This window comes from Halomonas sp. 18071143, assembly GCF_019211725.1.
Classification (GTDB): Bacteria; Pseudomonadota; Gammaproteobacteria; order Pseudomonadales; family Halomonadaceae; genus Vreelandella; species Vreelandella stevensii.
In genome coordinates this window covers 3,046,885-3,061,814 of the sequence record NZ_CP078120.1, presented here as the reverse complement: position 1 = coordinate 3,061,814, position 14,930 = coordinate 3,046,885, and the positions used below count along the sequence as shown (strand labels likewise).

Annotated in this window: 10 protein-coding genes; all 10 read left to right on the top strand. The window is 61.3% G+C overall.

The window, feature by feature from the left end; translation table 11 throughout:
- Positions 1 to 154 precede the first annotated feature (154 nt).
- Positions 155 to 1,216 carry a type IV pilus assembly protein PilM gene (gene pilM / locus KVY02_RS14370; protein ID WP_218313771.1) on the top strand — a complete coding sequence of 354 codons (1,062 nt, stop codon included), beginning with the start codon at positions 155 to 157 and terminating at the stop codon, positions 1,214 to 1,216.
- Positions 1,213 to 1,773 (top strand): PilN domain-containing protein, encoded by a 561-nt coding sequence (locus tag KVY02_RS14365; protein ID WP_218313770.1) that lies wholly within the window; start codon positions 1,213 to 1,215, stop codon positions 1,771 to 1,773. The genes pilM and KVY02_RS14365 overlap by 4 nt, the downstream gene beginning before the upstream one ends.
- The gene (locus KVY02_RS14360; protein WP_218313769.1) at positions 1,770 to 2,414 is read left to right on the top strand and encodes a type 4a pilus biogenesis protein PilO; all 645 of its coding nucleotides are present in this window, start codon (positions 1,770 to 1,772) and stop codon (positions 2,412 to 2,414) included. The genes KVY02_RS14365 and KVY02_RS14360 overlap by 4 nt, the downstream gene beginning before the upstream one ends.
- Positions 2,415 to 2,428: 14 nt before the next feature.
- The gene (locus tag KVY02_RS14355; RefSeq protein WP_218313768.1) at positions 2,429 to 2,929 is read left to right on the top strand and encodes a pilus assembly protein PilP; all 501 of its coding nucleotides are present in this window, start codon (positions 2,429 to 2,431) and stop codon (positions 2,927 to 2,929) included.
- Positions 2,930 to 3,004: 75 nt separating this feature from the next.
- Entirely contained in the window at positions 3,005 to 5,020 is a 2,016-nt protein-coding gene (gene pilQ, locus KVY02_RS14350; protein WP_218313767.1) for a type IV pilus secretin family protein, read from the top strand.
- Complete coding sequence (gene aroK, locus KVY02_RS14345; protein WP_218313766.1) at positions 5,020 to 5,586, top strand: shikimate kinase AroK; 567 nt, start codon at positions 5,020 to 5,022, stop codon at positions 5,584 to 5,586. The genes pilQ and aroK overlap by 1 nt, the downstream gene beginning before the upstream one ends.
- On the top strand, positions 5,583 to 6,689 hold the full coding sequence (aroB, locus tag KVY02_RS14340; protein WP_081195345.1) for a 3-dehydroquinate synthase: 1,107 nt from the start codon (positions 5,583 to 5,585) through the stop codon (positions 6,687 to 6,689). Before aroK ends, aroB begins: the two co-directional genes overlap by 4 nt.
- Before the next feature lie 454 nt (positions 6,690 to 7,143).
- A complete protein-coding gene (gene gltB, locus KVY02_RS14335) occupies positions 7,144 to 11,586 on the top strand; it encodes a glutamate synthase large subunit (RefSeq protein ID WP_218313765.1) in 4,443 nt (1,480 codons plus the stop codon).
- A gap of 32 nt (positions 11,587 to 11,618) precedes the next feature.
- A complete protein-coding gene (locus KVY02_RS14330) occupies positions 11,619 to 13,037 on the top strand; it encodes an FAD-dependent oxidoreductase (protein ID WP_016914848.1) in 1,419 nt (472 codons plus the stop codon).
- Positions 13,038 to 13,271: 234 nt separating this feature from the next.
- Positions 13,272 to 14,927, top strand: coding sequence for a CTP synthase (locus KVY02_RS14325; RefSeq protein ID WP_016914847.1), 1,656 nt, complete (start codon positions 13,272 to 13,274; stop codon positions 14,925 to 14,927).
- Positions 14,928 to 14,930: the final 3 nt, after the last annotated feature.

Below are 14,930 nucleotides of genomic sequence, written 5' to 3'. Positions count from 1 at the left end.
GGTGTAACCGCCATAGCGCGCAATGGCTGCCATTATAGGAAGGGGAAGCAGCGGCCACCAGTGTTGATATGGCGTAGAGGCATTGGCGTGTGCCTTAAGCAAAAATCATGTAACCTCGAAACTTGCACGATAGGCAGGCGGAGCCGAACTCAACATGCGCTTACTAACACCCAGTAAAGGGTTGATTGGTGTCGATATTACCTCGGCGACCGTCAAGCTGCTCGAACTCAAGCAGAGCAATGACAATTTTCAGGTAGAAAGCTACGCCGTGCGACCCCTGCGTGAAGGTGCAGTGGTCGAGCGGCGTATCCGGGATATCAACGATGTGGCCAGCGTGTTGAGTCGGGCAGTAGAGCATGCCAAGCCTTCGACCCGTAAGGCGGCCGTTGCCGTTCCCGCCAGCGCCGCGATTACCAAAACACTTCAATTTCCCATCTCGCTCAGCGAAGACGAAATAGAAGAGCGGATCATCGCCGAGTCTGACCGCCATATCCCCTTTCCGTTCAATGAAGTGGCGTTCGATTTTCACTGCCTGGGCCCTGCGCCTTTCGATGAAGAGCAGCAGCAGGTCATCCTGGTCGCTTGCCGCCAGCAGGACGTCTCTCAGCTCACCGAAACCCTGGAGCGTGCGGGGCTCGAACCCGCCGTGGTGGACGTGGAAACCTTTGCCATGGAGCGCTCGCTGGCCGAGCTGCGCCGTCAGTTGAAGGTGGATAGTGACCCCAACGCCTGCGTGGGGCTGGTGGATATCGGCGCCAATATGAATGCGTTCCATGTGGTGCGCGGTGGTCATATCGTCTATAGCCGCGACACGGTCTTTGGCGGAAAGCAGTTGACCGACGCCATCCGCGATCACTATTCGCTCAGTATCGAAGAGGCCGGGTTTGCCAAGAAACGCGGCGGCTTGCCCGATGACTATCAGGAGAGAGTGCTCAACCCGTTTCTCGATACGGTCGTGCAACAGGTAGGGCGCTCCCTGCAGCTTTACTACACCGCTGGCCGCCAGCACGAAGTGCAGCATATCGTTCTGGCTGGCGGGTCCAGCGTGATTCCCGGGCTGGCAGAACGCATCGCCGACGATAGCGGCATGTCGGTGACCATCGCCAACCCCTTTCAGCGCATGCGGATCAACAAACGGCTCAACATCGAAGGCCTCACTAATGATGCGCCTGCCATGCTGACCGCGGGTGGGCTGGCCATGAGGGCCGGGCTATGAGTATTACCATCAACCTGCTGCCTTGGCGTGAGGCGCGCCGCCAGCGCCGCACACAGCGCTTTTACAAACTGTTGATCATGATGGTGCTGCTGGCGGTGGGCCTGGGGCTGGGCGCGTCACAGCTCTATCAGCAGATGCTGACGGCGCAGCAACAGCGCAACGCTCATATTGCGCAGCAGATCGAGCGCCTGAACAGTGAAATTGCCGATGTGCAGCGCTATCAGGCCTCAGTGGCCCGGCTGGGTGAGCAGCTGGCACTGTTTCAAACGCTGCAGGGCGAGCGCGCCAGCACGGTCAAACTATTCAATGACATCGCGGCCAGCGTGGTCGATGGCGTGGTGTATCAGCGTCTGTCGCGCAGTGGCGACCGCGTCAGTGTATCGGCCATGGCCGGCAATGAGCGTCAGGTATCCGAGCAGTTGCGCCAAATAGCGGACATGCCAGGCCTGGGGGTGCCGCTGTTGTCGGAAGTCGCCAGTGGGTCGGACGGTACCAGCCGGGTCTTCCAGTTCGAGGTCGTGCAGCTGTTGCCCGGTAGTGAGGAGGCGACGCCATGATCTGGAGCCGAGAGCGTTGGCGCAACGAATGGCAGCGCCTGCGGGACGTCGAGTGGCAGGCGCTCGATGTCAAAGAGGCTGGCGAATGGCCGGCCTTGCTAAAAGCGTTATCCGGTCTGCTGGTCTTTGCCATCGTGCTCGGTGGTTTGAGCTGGTGGCTGCTTGGTGAGAAACGCGCTGCGCTGGAGGCGGCGCAGCGCCAGGAAGTGCGCCTGCTGGGGGAGTATCGTGGCAAGGTCGGCGAGGCCGCGTTCTTGCCGGAAGTACGCGACCAGTTGATGCTGCTGGAAGAGCAGATTGCCTCGATGCGCGCCATGCTGCCCACCAGCGCGGAAATCCCGACGCTGCTGGACGGCATCAGCGATGCCGCAGTGAGCAATAACCTGACCATCGAGACCATTCGCCTACGGCCTACGGTGCGTAATACCCACTATGTAGAGCATCCGTTCGATATTCAGGTCAGGGGCGGGTATCACGAATTGGCGCGCTTTGCGGCAGATATCAGCCAGCAGGCGCGGATCATTACCCAGCAGGATGTCACGCTGGTGCCGGTCGAACAGGGCAGCGATACGCTGCGTATGTCGTTACTGGCGCGTACGTATAGCTATATAGAAGATGCACAGCAGGGGGGCACGCCATGAGGCGGTGGCCAGGCATGGTAGGTGGGCTTTTGCTGCTGGCCGGGTGTGGAGAAGCCAACCTTGGCGAGCTGGACGAACAGCTCAGCGACATTCGGCGCAGCCCAGCGGGGCAGCCGCCGGTAGAAATACCGACGATTCCCGATTACCGAGCCGTCGATTACCGTTATAGTGACGCGCGAAGCCCTTTTTTAGCGCCCGAGAGCATTCGTACCCAGGCCGCGACGGCCCTGTTGGAAAGTGCGTTGGCCCCCGACCAGCAGCGTTCTCCCGAGCCGCTGGAGCAGTTTCCTCTGTCATCGCTGCGCCTGGTGGGTACGCTGCGCATGGGCGGTCAGCAGGTGGGCATGATCGCTGCTCCGGATGGCAGCGTGACCAGTGTCAGGGTGGGCAACTACCTGGGCACTGACCATGGCCGCATTACGGCCATAGCGCCGCAGGAAGTGCGTCTGACCGAGCGCGTTTTCAATCAGCAGCAAGGCTGGCAGGAGCGCCCGGCGGCGCTGACGTTGGAGTAAACCGCCCCGCGTCTGCTGCCCAATAGTTTCGCCCTTGCAATAGTGTCGACCTTTTTCAGTTACTGGATGACTTTTATGGCCATCACGCTCCGCCAAATAACGCTTTCCCTGTTTGCCATGATGCCTGCGCTGGCCTGGGGCTCCGTGCTCACGGCGCTGGATGTTCGCGAGACCTCACGGGGTGATGTGGAGCTGTTGCTGCAGTTCAGCGGCGGGGTGGCGGAGCTGAGCGGTTATCGCCTGGATGCGCCGCCGCGTCTGGCGCTGGATCTTGCCGATACGCAAAGTGGGCTGGCGCAGCGCCGCATCAATGTCGGCAATGCGGGCGTCGAGCAAATCACCGCGTTAGAGGGCAATGGCCGCACGCGGCTGGTGATCGACCTGAGTCAGCCGTTGGAGTACACCTCGCGGGTCGACGGTGATCGGTTGAGGATTACGCTCTCGCCTGATACCGCGCCCCAAGGAGGCCTGGCAACCGCTCAAGGCCCTCAGGTCAGTAACATCGACTTCCGCCGGGGGGCGGATGGCTCGGGGCGCTTGCTGGTGACCTTCGACCGTGACGGTGTCGTCACGCAGGTGCGTGAAGGCAGCGGGGGGCGCGTGATTGCCGAATTGCGAGACGTGGATATCCCCGATGCCTTGAACCAGATTTACGATGTCACCGATTTTGCCACCCCGGTTAGCCGCATCACGCCCCGCGCTGGCCAGCGCGATACGCAGCTGGAGCTAAGCATGGATGGCCCATACGCCATGCTGTCCTCGCAGAGTGGCCGCACGTTGACCATCGAGGTCCAGCCGGTCAGTCAGGCGCCCCAGCAGCAGCGCGAGCGCGAAGGGCAAGCGTTCACTGGCGAGCGCTTGAGTCTCAACTTCCAGGATATCGAAGTGCGTGCCGTGCTGGCGACGCTGGCCGAGTTTACCGGCCTGAACCTGGTGGCCAGCGACAGCGTGACGGGGCGCGTCACCTTGAACCTGAATGACGTGCCCTGGGATCAAGCGTTGGCGCTGATTCTGCAAAGCCAGGGGCTCTCCAGCCGTGAGCAGGGCAATGTCATCGTGGTAGCCCCTGCCAGCGAGCTGGCCGATCTGGAGCGGCAGGAGATTGAGGCGCGCAACCAGCAGCAGACCCTGGCCCCGTTGATTACCGAATTCGTCGAAGTCAAGTATGCGCGGGCAGAGAACCTGGCGCAGCTGTTGCGTGGCGGTGACGGGTTTGGCTTGCTGACCGACCGCGGCCGCGTCAGCGTAGACCAGCGCACCAATACGCTGCTCATTCAGGATACCGCGGAACAGGTACGCGACATCATGCGTACTCTGGACAGGCTAGATGTGGCCGTGCGCCAGGTGCAGATCGAGGCGCGTATCGTGATAGCCCGAGACACCGCTTCCCGGGAGTTGGGCGTGAACTGGGGCGTCTCCAGCACGCGAGGCTTCATGGAAAACGAGGCTGGGCAGTTCGTGCCGCGTAACATCAACCCAGGAGGGCTCAACCGTGCCCAGGGCGGGCTGGCGGTGGACCTGGGCTCTGCCTCCGCGGCCAGTACCGGTTTCAGCTTTGGTTATCTCTCCGGGGATATTCTGCTCGACCTGGAGCTGCGTGCCCTGGAAAGCGAAGGCAAGAGTCAGACCATCTCGCAGCCACGGGTGATTACCGCCAACCAGCGCACGGCCACCATTCGCCAAGGTGAAGAGCGTGCTTTCCAGAGCGTCGATGCACAGGGTAACCCGGATACCGAGTTCAAGGAGGCGGAGCTGTCGCTGGAAGTCACGCCGCAAATTACCCCGGACAACCGCATCATCATGGATCTGGTGATCAAGAACGATAGTTTCCGGGAAAGCGAGTTTGGCGGCGAGCCGCCCATCGACACCAATCAGATCGAAACTCAGGTGTTGGTAGACAACGGTCAGACGGTAGTGCTGGGTGGGATTCTGACCACCGAGCAGCTGAGCCAGATGGCCAAGACCCCGCTGCTGGGTGATTTGCCCTTTATCGGTCGGCTGTTTCGCTATACCGAAGAGAGCAATGAAAAGGTAGAGTTACTGGTCTTTATTACTCCTCGTTTACTTGATGATGGTTTGGCGGTTCGCTGATGCAGGATTTACCCAATATTTTTTTGATCGGCCCCATGGGGGCTGGCAAGAGCACGATAGGCCGCCTGCTGGCGGCGGAGCTGTCGCGCACCTTCCATGATAGCGACCATGCCATCCAGAATCGTTGCGGTGCTGATATTCCGTGGATCTTCGATGTCGAAGGCGAGCCCGGCTTTCGTCAGCGCGAAACCCAGATGATCGACGAGCTGACGCGGCTTTCCGGCGTCGTGGTGGCTACCGGGGGGGGGGCGGTACTGCGCGAAGAGAATCGCCGTGCGTTGCGTGAGCGCGGCACCGTGGTATACCTGATGACCACCGTGGAGCAACAGCTCAAGCGCACGGCCAAGGACCGTAATCGTCCGCTACTCCAGTGCGCCGACCGGGAGCAGGTGCTCAACGACATGTTCGCCACCCGTGACCCGCTCTATCGTGCTACGTCCGATATTACCGTGCGCACGGATCGTCGCAGCCCGCGCGCCGTGGTCAATGAAATTCTGCGCCGAGTCCACCGGCTGGTCGACCCGCTGGAAGCAACCGGCACAACGCAAACAAAGGTATCGTCATGACACAGCCCTCAGGCATAGAACGCACTCTGAACGTGGATCTGGGTGAGCGAAGCTACCCCATTCATATCGGCGTGGGGCTGTTGAATCGCCCTGAGCGGTTCGTGCCTTACCTGGCGGGTGAGCAAGTCATGGTGGTCACCAACGAGACCGTTGCGCCGCACTATCTCGACGCGCTGTGCCAAAGCTTGCCTGACCACCTTGACGTACGCACGCTGGTGCTGCCCGACGGCGAGCAATACAAGAGTATCGAACAGGTCAGCCGCATCTGGGATGCCTTGCTGGAAGCTGGGTTCAATCGCCGCTGTACGCTCATTGCGTTGGGTGGTGGCGTGATTGGCGACATGGTGGGCTATGCGGCGGCCTCCTATCAGCGTGGCGTCGCGTTCATTCAAGTGCCCACCACCCTGCTCTCGCAGGTGGACTCCTCGGTGGGCGGGAAGACCGGGGTGAACCATCCGCTGGGCAAGAACATGATAGGCGCCTTCTGGCAGCCCAAAGCCGTCATCGTCGATATCGATACCCTGGCCACGCTGCCGCCCCGGGAACTGTCGGCGGGCCTGGCCGAAGTGGTGAAGTATGGCTTCATTCGTGACGAAGATTTTTTGGGCTGGCTGGAAGCGCACATGGATGCCCTGCGTCAGGTGGAGCCAGGCATCGTGGCCGAGGCGATTGCCAAAAGCTGCCAGATCAAGGCCGACATCGTGGCCGAAGACGAAACCGAGCAGGGGGTTCGCGCGCTATTGAACCTGGGGCACACCTTTGGCCATGCCATCGAAGCACATCAAGGGTATGGCAACTGGCTGCACGGTGAGGCGGTGGGGGCGGGCATGGCCATGGCGGCCACGCTGTCATGCCAGCTAGGCTGGATCACGGAGGATGCGCTGGCGCGCACTCGCTCGGTGATCGAAAGTGCCGGACTGCCGCTGGCCGCGCCGCGCGATATGAGCGCCGATGATTTTCTGGTGCGCATGCGCCTGGACAAGAAAAACGTCGATGCGCGCCTGCGCTTGGTGCTGCTCAAGGCGCTGGGGGATGCCTGCGTCAGCGATGCCACGCCCCCGGAACTGCTGACCGAGCTGCTGACCGGCTACCCTCGCGCCTAACGAGGTAGCGTCGGATGCTGATCATGCGTCAGTCATGATATTGGCAAAGCCCGCCCACGCCACGGCGGGCTTTTTATTGGCTCCCAGTATCCAATCAGCATGGCTTATGCGCTATCGGCATGGGTTTTTTGCTTTATTTTAGACCAAAGTCTAATGCTTTGTAGGCAGCGTTTAAAAATCGTGCAATGACTGTGCAAGTGCTTGAAGTGTATGTATTTTTTTGTAGTTTGAGCATGCAACTACAGGATTTGACAAGGTTTTTTTGCGGTTGGCGAGTTCTGGGTGATTGCGCTACGCGACTGCAAATCGCTATGCTGAGCAACCATTTTCTTGCAGCAGCGGATGCGGGAAAGCCCTTATTGTAGGCGGGTAATAAGAGCTATAAAAAAAGAAAAACCCAAAATAATACCATAAAAACGCTGCTGGTAAAATACGCTGACTAGAGGCACGCCCAATGAATAGAGGTCTTCACCAGCCTGGCGAGTTTCGCGATAACTGTGGTTTTGGCCTGATTGCCCATATGGAAGGGCAGGCCAGTCACGACTTGCTGAAAACGGCCATTGAATCACTTACCTGCATGACGCATCGTGGTGGTATCGCGGCAGACGGCAAAACCGGCGACGGCTGTGGTCTGCTGCTCAAGATGCCAGCGCAGTTCATGCGTGCGGCAGCTCAAGAGGCGCTCGGTGTGGCGCTGGGCGAGCGCTTTGCCGTGGGCGTGGTATTCCTGCCTGACGACGATGCGCGTGCCAGCAAGGCCAGGGAAACCCTGGTCGGCGAGCTGAGCGCCCGCGGCCTGGACGTGCTGGGCTGGCGAGTGGTGCCCATCGACTCAAGCGTCTGTGGCCCCATGGCACTGGACTGCCTGCCGCGTATCGAGCAGCTGTTCGTGGCGCCCGGCAGCAGCGACAACTTCGATGTCGACCTGTTCATGGCGCGCCGCTATGCCGAGCAGGCCCTGCGTGGCGATGAAGACTTCTACGTGGCGTCGCTTTCCAGCGAAGTGGTCTCCTATAAAGGCCTGGTGATGCCGGAAGACCTGCCAGCCTTCTACAAGGACCTGAACGACCCGCGCCTGGAAACCGCCATTTGTGTTTTCCACCAGCGCTTCTCGACCAACACGGCGCCGCGCTGGCCGCTGGCGCAGCCGTTCCGCCTGCTGGCACATAACGGTGAAATCAACACCATCGAAGCCAACCGCGGCTGGGCGAACTCGCGCAAGGCGAACTTCGTCAACGAGCGTCTGCCCGATATTGCCAAGCTGGATGAAATCGTCAACACCACCGGCTCCGACTCCTCCAGCATGGACAACATGCTGGAAGTACTGCTGACCGGGGGGATGGAGCTGCACCGCGCCGTGCGCATGATGGTGCCACCTGCCTGGCAGAACGTGGAAACCATGGATGCCGAGCTGCGGGCGTTCTACGAGTACAACTCCATGCACATGGAGCCTTGGGATGGCCCCGCTGGCGTGGTCATGACCGACGGCCGTCAGGCCGTGTGTATGCTCGACCGTAACGGGCTGCGCCCGGCGCGCTGGGTGATCACCAGGAATGGCTACATCACGCTGGCGTCGGAAATCGGCACCTACGGCTATCAGCCGGAAGACGTGGTGGCCAAAGGTCGAGTCGGCCCTGGTCAGATGCTGGCCGTGGATACCCACACCGGCGAAGTGCTGCACACCCAGGACATCGATGACCGCCTGAAATCTGCCTACCCCTACAAGCGTTGGCTGAAGCAGGAAGCCAGCTACCTGGAGTCGGCGCTGACCGAGCTGGCGCGATTCCAGACCATGGATACCGATGCCTTGAACGTGCAGCAGAAGATGTTCCAGGTGACCTTCGAAGAGCGCGACCAGGTGCTGCGTCCGCTGGCAGAAAGCGGCCAGGAAGCCGTCGGGTCCATGGGCGACGATACGCCCATGGCGGTCCTGTCGAGCCGTCCGCGCCTGCTGACCGACTTCTTCCGTCAGAAGTTTGCTCAGGTCACCAACCCGCCCATCGACCCGCTGCGCGAAGCGATCGTCATGTCGCTGGAAACCTGCTGCGGTGCCGAGCTGAACGTCTTCAAGGCCACGCCGGAGCACGCGCACCGCTTGATCCTGACCACGCCGGTGCTGTCGCCACGCAAGTTCACTGCGCTGGTGAGTCAGGACGACCCGGCATTTGCCAGCCATCTGCTGCCGCTGGGTTACGACCCGGAAAGCACCAGCCTCCAGCAAGCCATTGTGGCGCTGTGCCAGGAAGCCGAAGCGCAGGTCAAGGCGGGCAAGGTAATTCTGGTACTGAGCGATGCCGAACTGCCCAAGGGCCAACTGCCCATCCAGGCAGCCCTGGCCGTGGGTGCCGTGCACTCGCACCTGGGGCGTCTGGCGCTGCGCCCGAATGCCAACATCGTGGTCGAGACCGGCTATGCCCGCGACGCCCACCAGATGGCCGTACTGTTCGGCGTGGGCGCCACGGCGGTCTACCCGTGGCTGGCCTATCAGGTGATGGCCGACATGCACCGCACTGGCGAACTCACCGGTAACCCGGCAGATGCCCGCGAGAACTACCGCAAGGGCCTGCAGAAGGGGCTGTTCAAGATTCTTTCGAAGATGGGCATCTCGACGCTGGCGTCCTACCGTGGCTCCATGCTGTTCGAAGCTGTGGGCTTGGCCGATGAAGTGATGGATACCTGTTTCGTCGGCATGGCGTCGCGCATTCAGGGCACCGGCTTTGCCGAGCTGCAGCTGCAACAGGAGCTGCTGGCCAAGGACGCCTGGATTCCGCGCAAGGGCATTTCCCAGGGCGGTATGCTCAAGTACGTGCACGGCCACGAGTATCACGCCTATAACCCGGATGTGGTCAAGGCACTGCAGGCGGCGGTACAAGAGGGCAGCTACGCCAAGTGGAAGAAGTTCGCGCAGTTGGTGAACGAGCGCCCCGTGGCCACCATTCGTGACCTGCTGACGCTCAAGCCTGCGGCTACGCCGATTCCGCTGGAAGAGGTCGAGCCCATCGAAGCGCTGATTCCACGCTTCGACAGCGCAGGCATGTCGCTGGGCGCACTCTCCCCTGAGGCCCATGAAGCGCTGGCCCAGGCCATGAACGAGGCCGGAGGTCGCTCCAACTCCGGGGAAGGCGGTGAAGATCCTGCCCGTTACGGCACCATCCGCAGCTCGAAGATCAAGCAGATCGCCTCTGGCCGTTTCGGCGTGACGCCGGCCTATCTGGTCAATGCAGACGTACTGCAGATCAAGGTTGCCCAAGGGGCCAAGCCTGGCGAAGGCGGCCAGCTACCGGGCGGCAAGGTCAATCAACTGATTGCCCGCCTGCGTTACTCGGTGCCCGGCGTGACGCTCATTTCGCCGCCGCCGCACCACGACATCTACTCCATCGAAGACCTGGCGCAGCTGATCTTCGACCTGAAGCAGGTCAACCCTGATGCCCAGGTGTCGGTGAAGCTGGTCTCCGAGCCCGGCATCGGTACCATTGCCACCGGCGTTGCCAAGGCCTACGCGGACCTGATCACCGTCTCGGGCTACGATGGCGGCACGGCGGCGAGCCCGCTCACCTCCATCAAGCACGCCGGTTCCCCCTGGGAGCTGGGCCTGCCGGAAGTGCATCAGGCGCTGCGGATCAACGGCCTGCGCGACAAGATTCGTCTCCAGACCGACGGCGGCCTGAAAACCGGGCTGGACGTGGTCAAGGCGGCCATTCTAGGGGCCGAAAGCTTCGGCTTTGGCACGGCGCCCATGGTGGCGCTGGGCTGCAAGTTCCTGCGCATTTGCCATCTCAACAACTGTGCCACCGGTGTCGCTACTCAGGACGACTTCCTGCGCGGTGAACATTTCCGCGGCACCGTGGACATGGTGAAGAACTACTTCCGCTTCATTGCCGAGGAAGTGCGCGAGCTGATGGCCATGCTGGGCGTGAGCAAGCTCACCGACCTGATTGGCCGTACCGACCTGCTGGAAGTGCTGGAAGGCAACACCGCGTCACAGCGCAAGCTGGACCTGACGCCGCTGCTGTCCAACGATTTCGTGCCCGCCGACGCGCCGCAGTTCTGCGTGGTCAGCCGCAACGTGCCCCACGACCCCGGTGCCAAGAACCAGGAAGTGCTGGCGGCGCTGAAAGAGGCCATCGACACCCAGTCCGGCGGCACCTTCGACTTCATCATCACCAACTGCGACCGCAGCGTGGGCGCGCTCACTTCGGGGGCGATTGCCAAGCGCTACGGTGAGGATGGCCTGGAAGCGGCGCCGGTCACCGCGCGCTTCAAAGGGGTGGCGGGCCAGAGCTTTGGTGTCTGGAACGCGCGAGGTTTGAATCTCTACCTGGAAGGCGACGCCAACGACTACGTGGGCAAGGGGATGAACGGTGGCAGCATCGTGATCGTGCCGCCCAGGGTCAGCCAGTTCGAAAGCCACAAGACCGCCATCATCGGCAACACCTGCCTGTATGGCGCCACCGGCGGCACGCTGTTTGCGGCGGGCACGGCAGGCGAGCGCTTTGGCGTGCGTAACTCTGGCGCCACGGCGGTGATCGAAGGTGCCGGTGACCACTGCTGCGAATACATGACCGGCGGTCTGGTCTGTGTGCTGGGTGAGACGGGCGTCAACTTTGGGGCAGGCATGACCGGTGGTTTTGCCTACGTACTGGATGAAGATCGTACCTTCGTGGACAAGTACAACCACGAGCTGGTCGAAATCCACCGGGTGAATACCGAAGCGATGGAAGCCTATCGTCGTCACCTGCGCGAAATGATCGAAGCCTACGTGGCGGCGACCGGCTCTGCGCGTGGTGCGGCGATTCTGGAAGACTTCAGCGACTACGCACGCCACTTCTGGCTGGTGAAGCCCAAGGCCGCTAGCCTGGGCAGTCTGCTGGATCAATCCCGGCGTCAGCCGCAATAACCGTCCGCGCCTACGCTTCGAGGAGAGAGATCATGGCCAACCGTTTGAATAACGATTTTCAGTTCGTCGACGTGGGTCGTAAAGACCCCGAGAAAAAACCGGCACATACCCGTGCCAAAGAGTTCGCGGAAATCTACGAGCCCTTCAAGCCCACCGATGCGGCCAGTCAGGCGCATCGCTGCTTGCACTGTGGCAACCCGTACTGCGAATGGAAATGCCCGGTACATAACTATATTCCCAACTGGCTGCAGCTGGTGGTGGAAGGCAACATCATCGAAGCCGCCGAGCTGTCCCACAAGACCAACTCGCTGCCGGAAGTGTGTGGCCGCGTGTGCCCGCAGGATCGCCTGTGCGAGGGCGACTGCACCCTGAACGATGGCTTTGGTGCCGTCACCATCGGCTCCGTAGAGAAGTACATTACCGATACCGCCTTTGCCATGGGCTGGCGCCCGGACATGTCCAAGGTGGTCTGGACCGACAAGAAGGTCGCCATTGTAGGGGCGGGGCCTGCGGGCCTTGGCTGTGCCGACATTCTGGCGCGTAACGGCGTCAAACCCGTGGTGTTCGACAAGTACCCGGAAATTGGTGGCCTGCTGACCTTCGGTATCCCGGAGTTCAAGCTGGAAAAGAATGTCATGGAGCGCCGCCGCGCGGTCTTCGAGGAGATGGGCGTCGAGTTCCGCCTGAATACCGAAATCGGCACCGACATCGAGTTCGAGACGCTGCTGCAGGAGTACGATGCCGTGTTCCTGGGCATGGGCACCTACAAGTACATGCAGGGTGGCTTCCCCGGCGAAGACCTGCCCGGTGTCTACAAGGCGCTGGATTTTCTGATTGCCAACGTCAACCGCCGCCTGGGCTTCGAAAAAGACCCCAGCGACTTCATCTCCATGGAAGGCAAGCGGGTCGTGGTGCTGGGTGGCGGCGATACCGCCATGGACTGTAACCGCACCTCGATTCGTCAGCGTGCTGCCAGCGTGACCTGTGCCTATCGCCGCGACGAAGAGAACATGCCGGGTTCGCGCCGTGAAGTGGCCAACGCCCGGGAAGAGGGCGTCGAGTTCCTGTTCAACCGCCAGCCGGTGGCGGTGGTGGGGGACGACAAGGTCGAGGGCGTGAAGGTCGTGCGGACGCGCCTGGGCGAGCCGGATGAAAACGGTCGCCGTCGCCCGGAAGTGGTGCCCGGCTCCGAAGAGATCATTGCCGCCGATGCGGTGGTGGTGGCCTTTGGCTTCCAGGCAAGCCCGGCCCCATGGTTCAAAAGCGCCAATATCGAGGTCAACGACTGGGATCTGGTCAAGGCACCCGAGCATGGCCAGTATGCGTTCCAGACCAGCAACGAGAAAATCTTTGCCGGTGGCGATATGGTGCGCGGTTCGGACCTCGTGGTGACGGCCATTTATGAAGGCCGCCAGGCCGCCGAAGGCATTCTGGACTACCTGAACGTTTAAGCGTGTAACGAGGTGGCTGATAAGGGGTGCCTGAGGCACCCCTTTGCCCGATAAATCGGCCTCCCACTGCTTATGGGTAGCCAGTGGTTAGTGTGGGAGGCAGCTTTAGCTCGCGACCCGGCACGGCGGCCATGTCAGTTCAAATTGAGCCGAAGGGTGTAATCTGCTATTCTGTCGTCCCATCCTGGTGTGGCTTTCTGTTACGCCTTTTGATCACGTTTCGACAGGTTTTCCATGACACGATATATCTTCGTGACCGGCGGCGTTGTGTCCTCTCTTGGCAAGGGCATCGCGTCGGCCTCGCTGGCGGCGATTCTCGAGGCTCGCGGCCTTAAGGTCACCATGCTCAAGCTCGACCCGTACATCAACGTGGACCCGGGCACCATGAGTCCTTTCCAGCACGGCGAGGTGTTCGTCACCGAGGATGGCGCCGAGACGGATCTGGACCTGGGGCACTACGAGCGCTTCATCCGTACCAAGATGACCCAGCGCAACAACTTCACCACCGGCCGAGTGTACGAGCACGTGCTGCGCAAGGAGCGCCGTGGTGACTACCTGGGCGGCACGGTACAGGTCATTCCCCATATCACCGATGAGATCAAGCAGCGTGTCTACGCTGGTGGCGAAGGTTTCGACGTGGCGCTGGTGGAGATTGGTGGCACGGTCGGCGATATCGAGTCGCTGCCCTTCCTGGAATCCATTCGTCAGATTCGCAGCGAGTTGGGCGCCAGCCGCGCCATCTACATGCACCTGACCCTGGTGCCCTATATCAAGACCGCTGGCGAGACCAAGACCAAGCCGACCCAGCACAGCGTCAAGGAGCTGCGCTCCATCGGTATCCAGCCGGACATTCTGATTTGCCGCAGCGAAGTCGAGCTGGAAGAGAGCGAGCGTCGCAAGATCGCGCTGTTCACCAACGTGGAAGAGCGTGCGGTGGTGCCGCTGCAAGACGCCGACACCATCTACCGCATTCCGCTGATGCTCCACGAGCACGGTCTGGACGATATCGTCTGCGACAAGCTGCGCCTGGAAGCGGCGCCGGCCGATCTGTCCGAGTGGGTCAAGGTACTCGATGCCAAGCTCAACCCGCTGAAATCCATCAGCATCGCCATGGTCGGTAAGTACATGGAGCTGCTGGATGCTTACAAGTCACTGAACGAAGCGCTGATCCACGCCGGTATCCAGGGGCGTATCAAGGTCAACGTGGACTACATCGACTCCGAAGATATCGAGCGTCACGGTACCGAGCGTCTGGCTGGCAAGGACGCTATTCTGGTACCGGGTGGCTTTGGTGAGCGTGGCGTCGAAGGCAAGATTCTGACCGCTCAGTTCGCCCGTGAAAACAACATCCCTTACCTGGGGATCTGCCTGGGCATGCAGGTGGCGGTGATCGAGTTCGCGCGTAACGTGGCAGGCTGGAAAGACGCCAACTCCACCGAGTTCACCCACGACACCAAGCACCCGGTGGTGGGTCTGATTACCGAGTGGATCAACGCCGAAGGCAAGATCGAGCTGCGCGATGCGGCCTCGGATCTGGGCGGTACCATGCGTCTGGGTGGCCAGGTATGCCACCTGGCGTCAGGCAGCAAGGCGCGCGAGGCGTACGGCTCTGATGAGATCGTCGAGCGTCATCGCCATCGCTTCGAAGTCAACAATCAGTTCATCGACGAGCTGGAGCGCGCAGGTCTGGTGATTTCAGGCAAGAGCGTGGACCAGTCGCTGGTGGAGATGGTCGAGCTTGCCGACCACCCCTGGTACGTGGCGTGTCAGTTCCATCCGGAATTCACCTCCACGCCGCGCGATGGCCACCCACTGTTCTCCGGGTTCGTCAACGCCGCGCTCGAGTACAAGACGGCACGTACCCGTGCCCACGCCACACCTCAGGAATAAAGG

Bases quoted from the DNA above. Each gene is read 5' to 3' on its own strand.
- gltB (WP_218313765.1), top strand. From the start codon at position 7,144: ATGAATAGAGGTCTTCACCAGCCTGGCGAGTTTCGCGATAACTGTGGT.
- KVY02_RS14360 (WP_218313769.1), top strand. From the start codon at position 1,770: ATGATCTGGAGCCGAGAGCGTTGGCGCAACGAATGGCAGCGCCTGCGG.
- aroB (WP_081195345.1), top strand. From the start codon at position 5,583: ATGACACAGCCCTCAGGCATAGAACGCACTCTGAACGTGGATCTGGGT.
- KVY02_RS14330 (WP_016914848.1), top strand. From the start codon at position 11,619: ATGGCCAACCGTTTGAATAACGATTTTCAGTTCGTCGACGTGGGTCGT.
- KVY02_RS14365 (WP_218313770.1), top strand. From the start codon at position 1,213: ATGAGTATTACCATCAACCTGCTGCCTTGGCGTGAGGCGCGCCGCCAG.
- pilM (WP_218313771.1), top strand. From the start codon at position 155: ATGCGCTTACTAACACCCAGTAAAGGGTTGATTGGTGTCGATATTACC.
- pilQ (WP_218313767.1), top strand. From the start codon at position 3,005: ATGGCCATCACGCTCCGCCAAATAACGCTTTCCCTGTTTGCCATGATG.
- aroK (WP_218313766.1), top strand. From the start codon at position 5,020: ATGCAGGATTTACCCAATATTTTTTTGATCGGCCCCATGGGGGCTGGC.
- KVY02_RS14355 (WP_218313768.1), top strand. From the start codon at position 2,429: ATGGTAGGTGGGCTTTTGCTGCTGGCCGGGTGTGGAGAAGCCAACCTT.
- KVY02_RS14325 (WP_016914847.1), top strand. From the start codon at position 13,272: ATGACACGATATATCTTCGTGACCGGCGGCGTTGTGTCCTCTCTTGGC.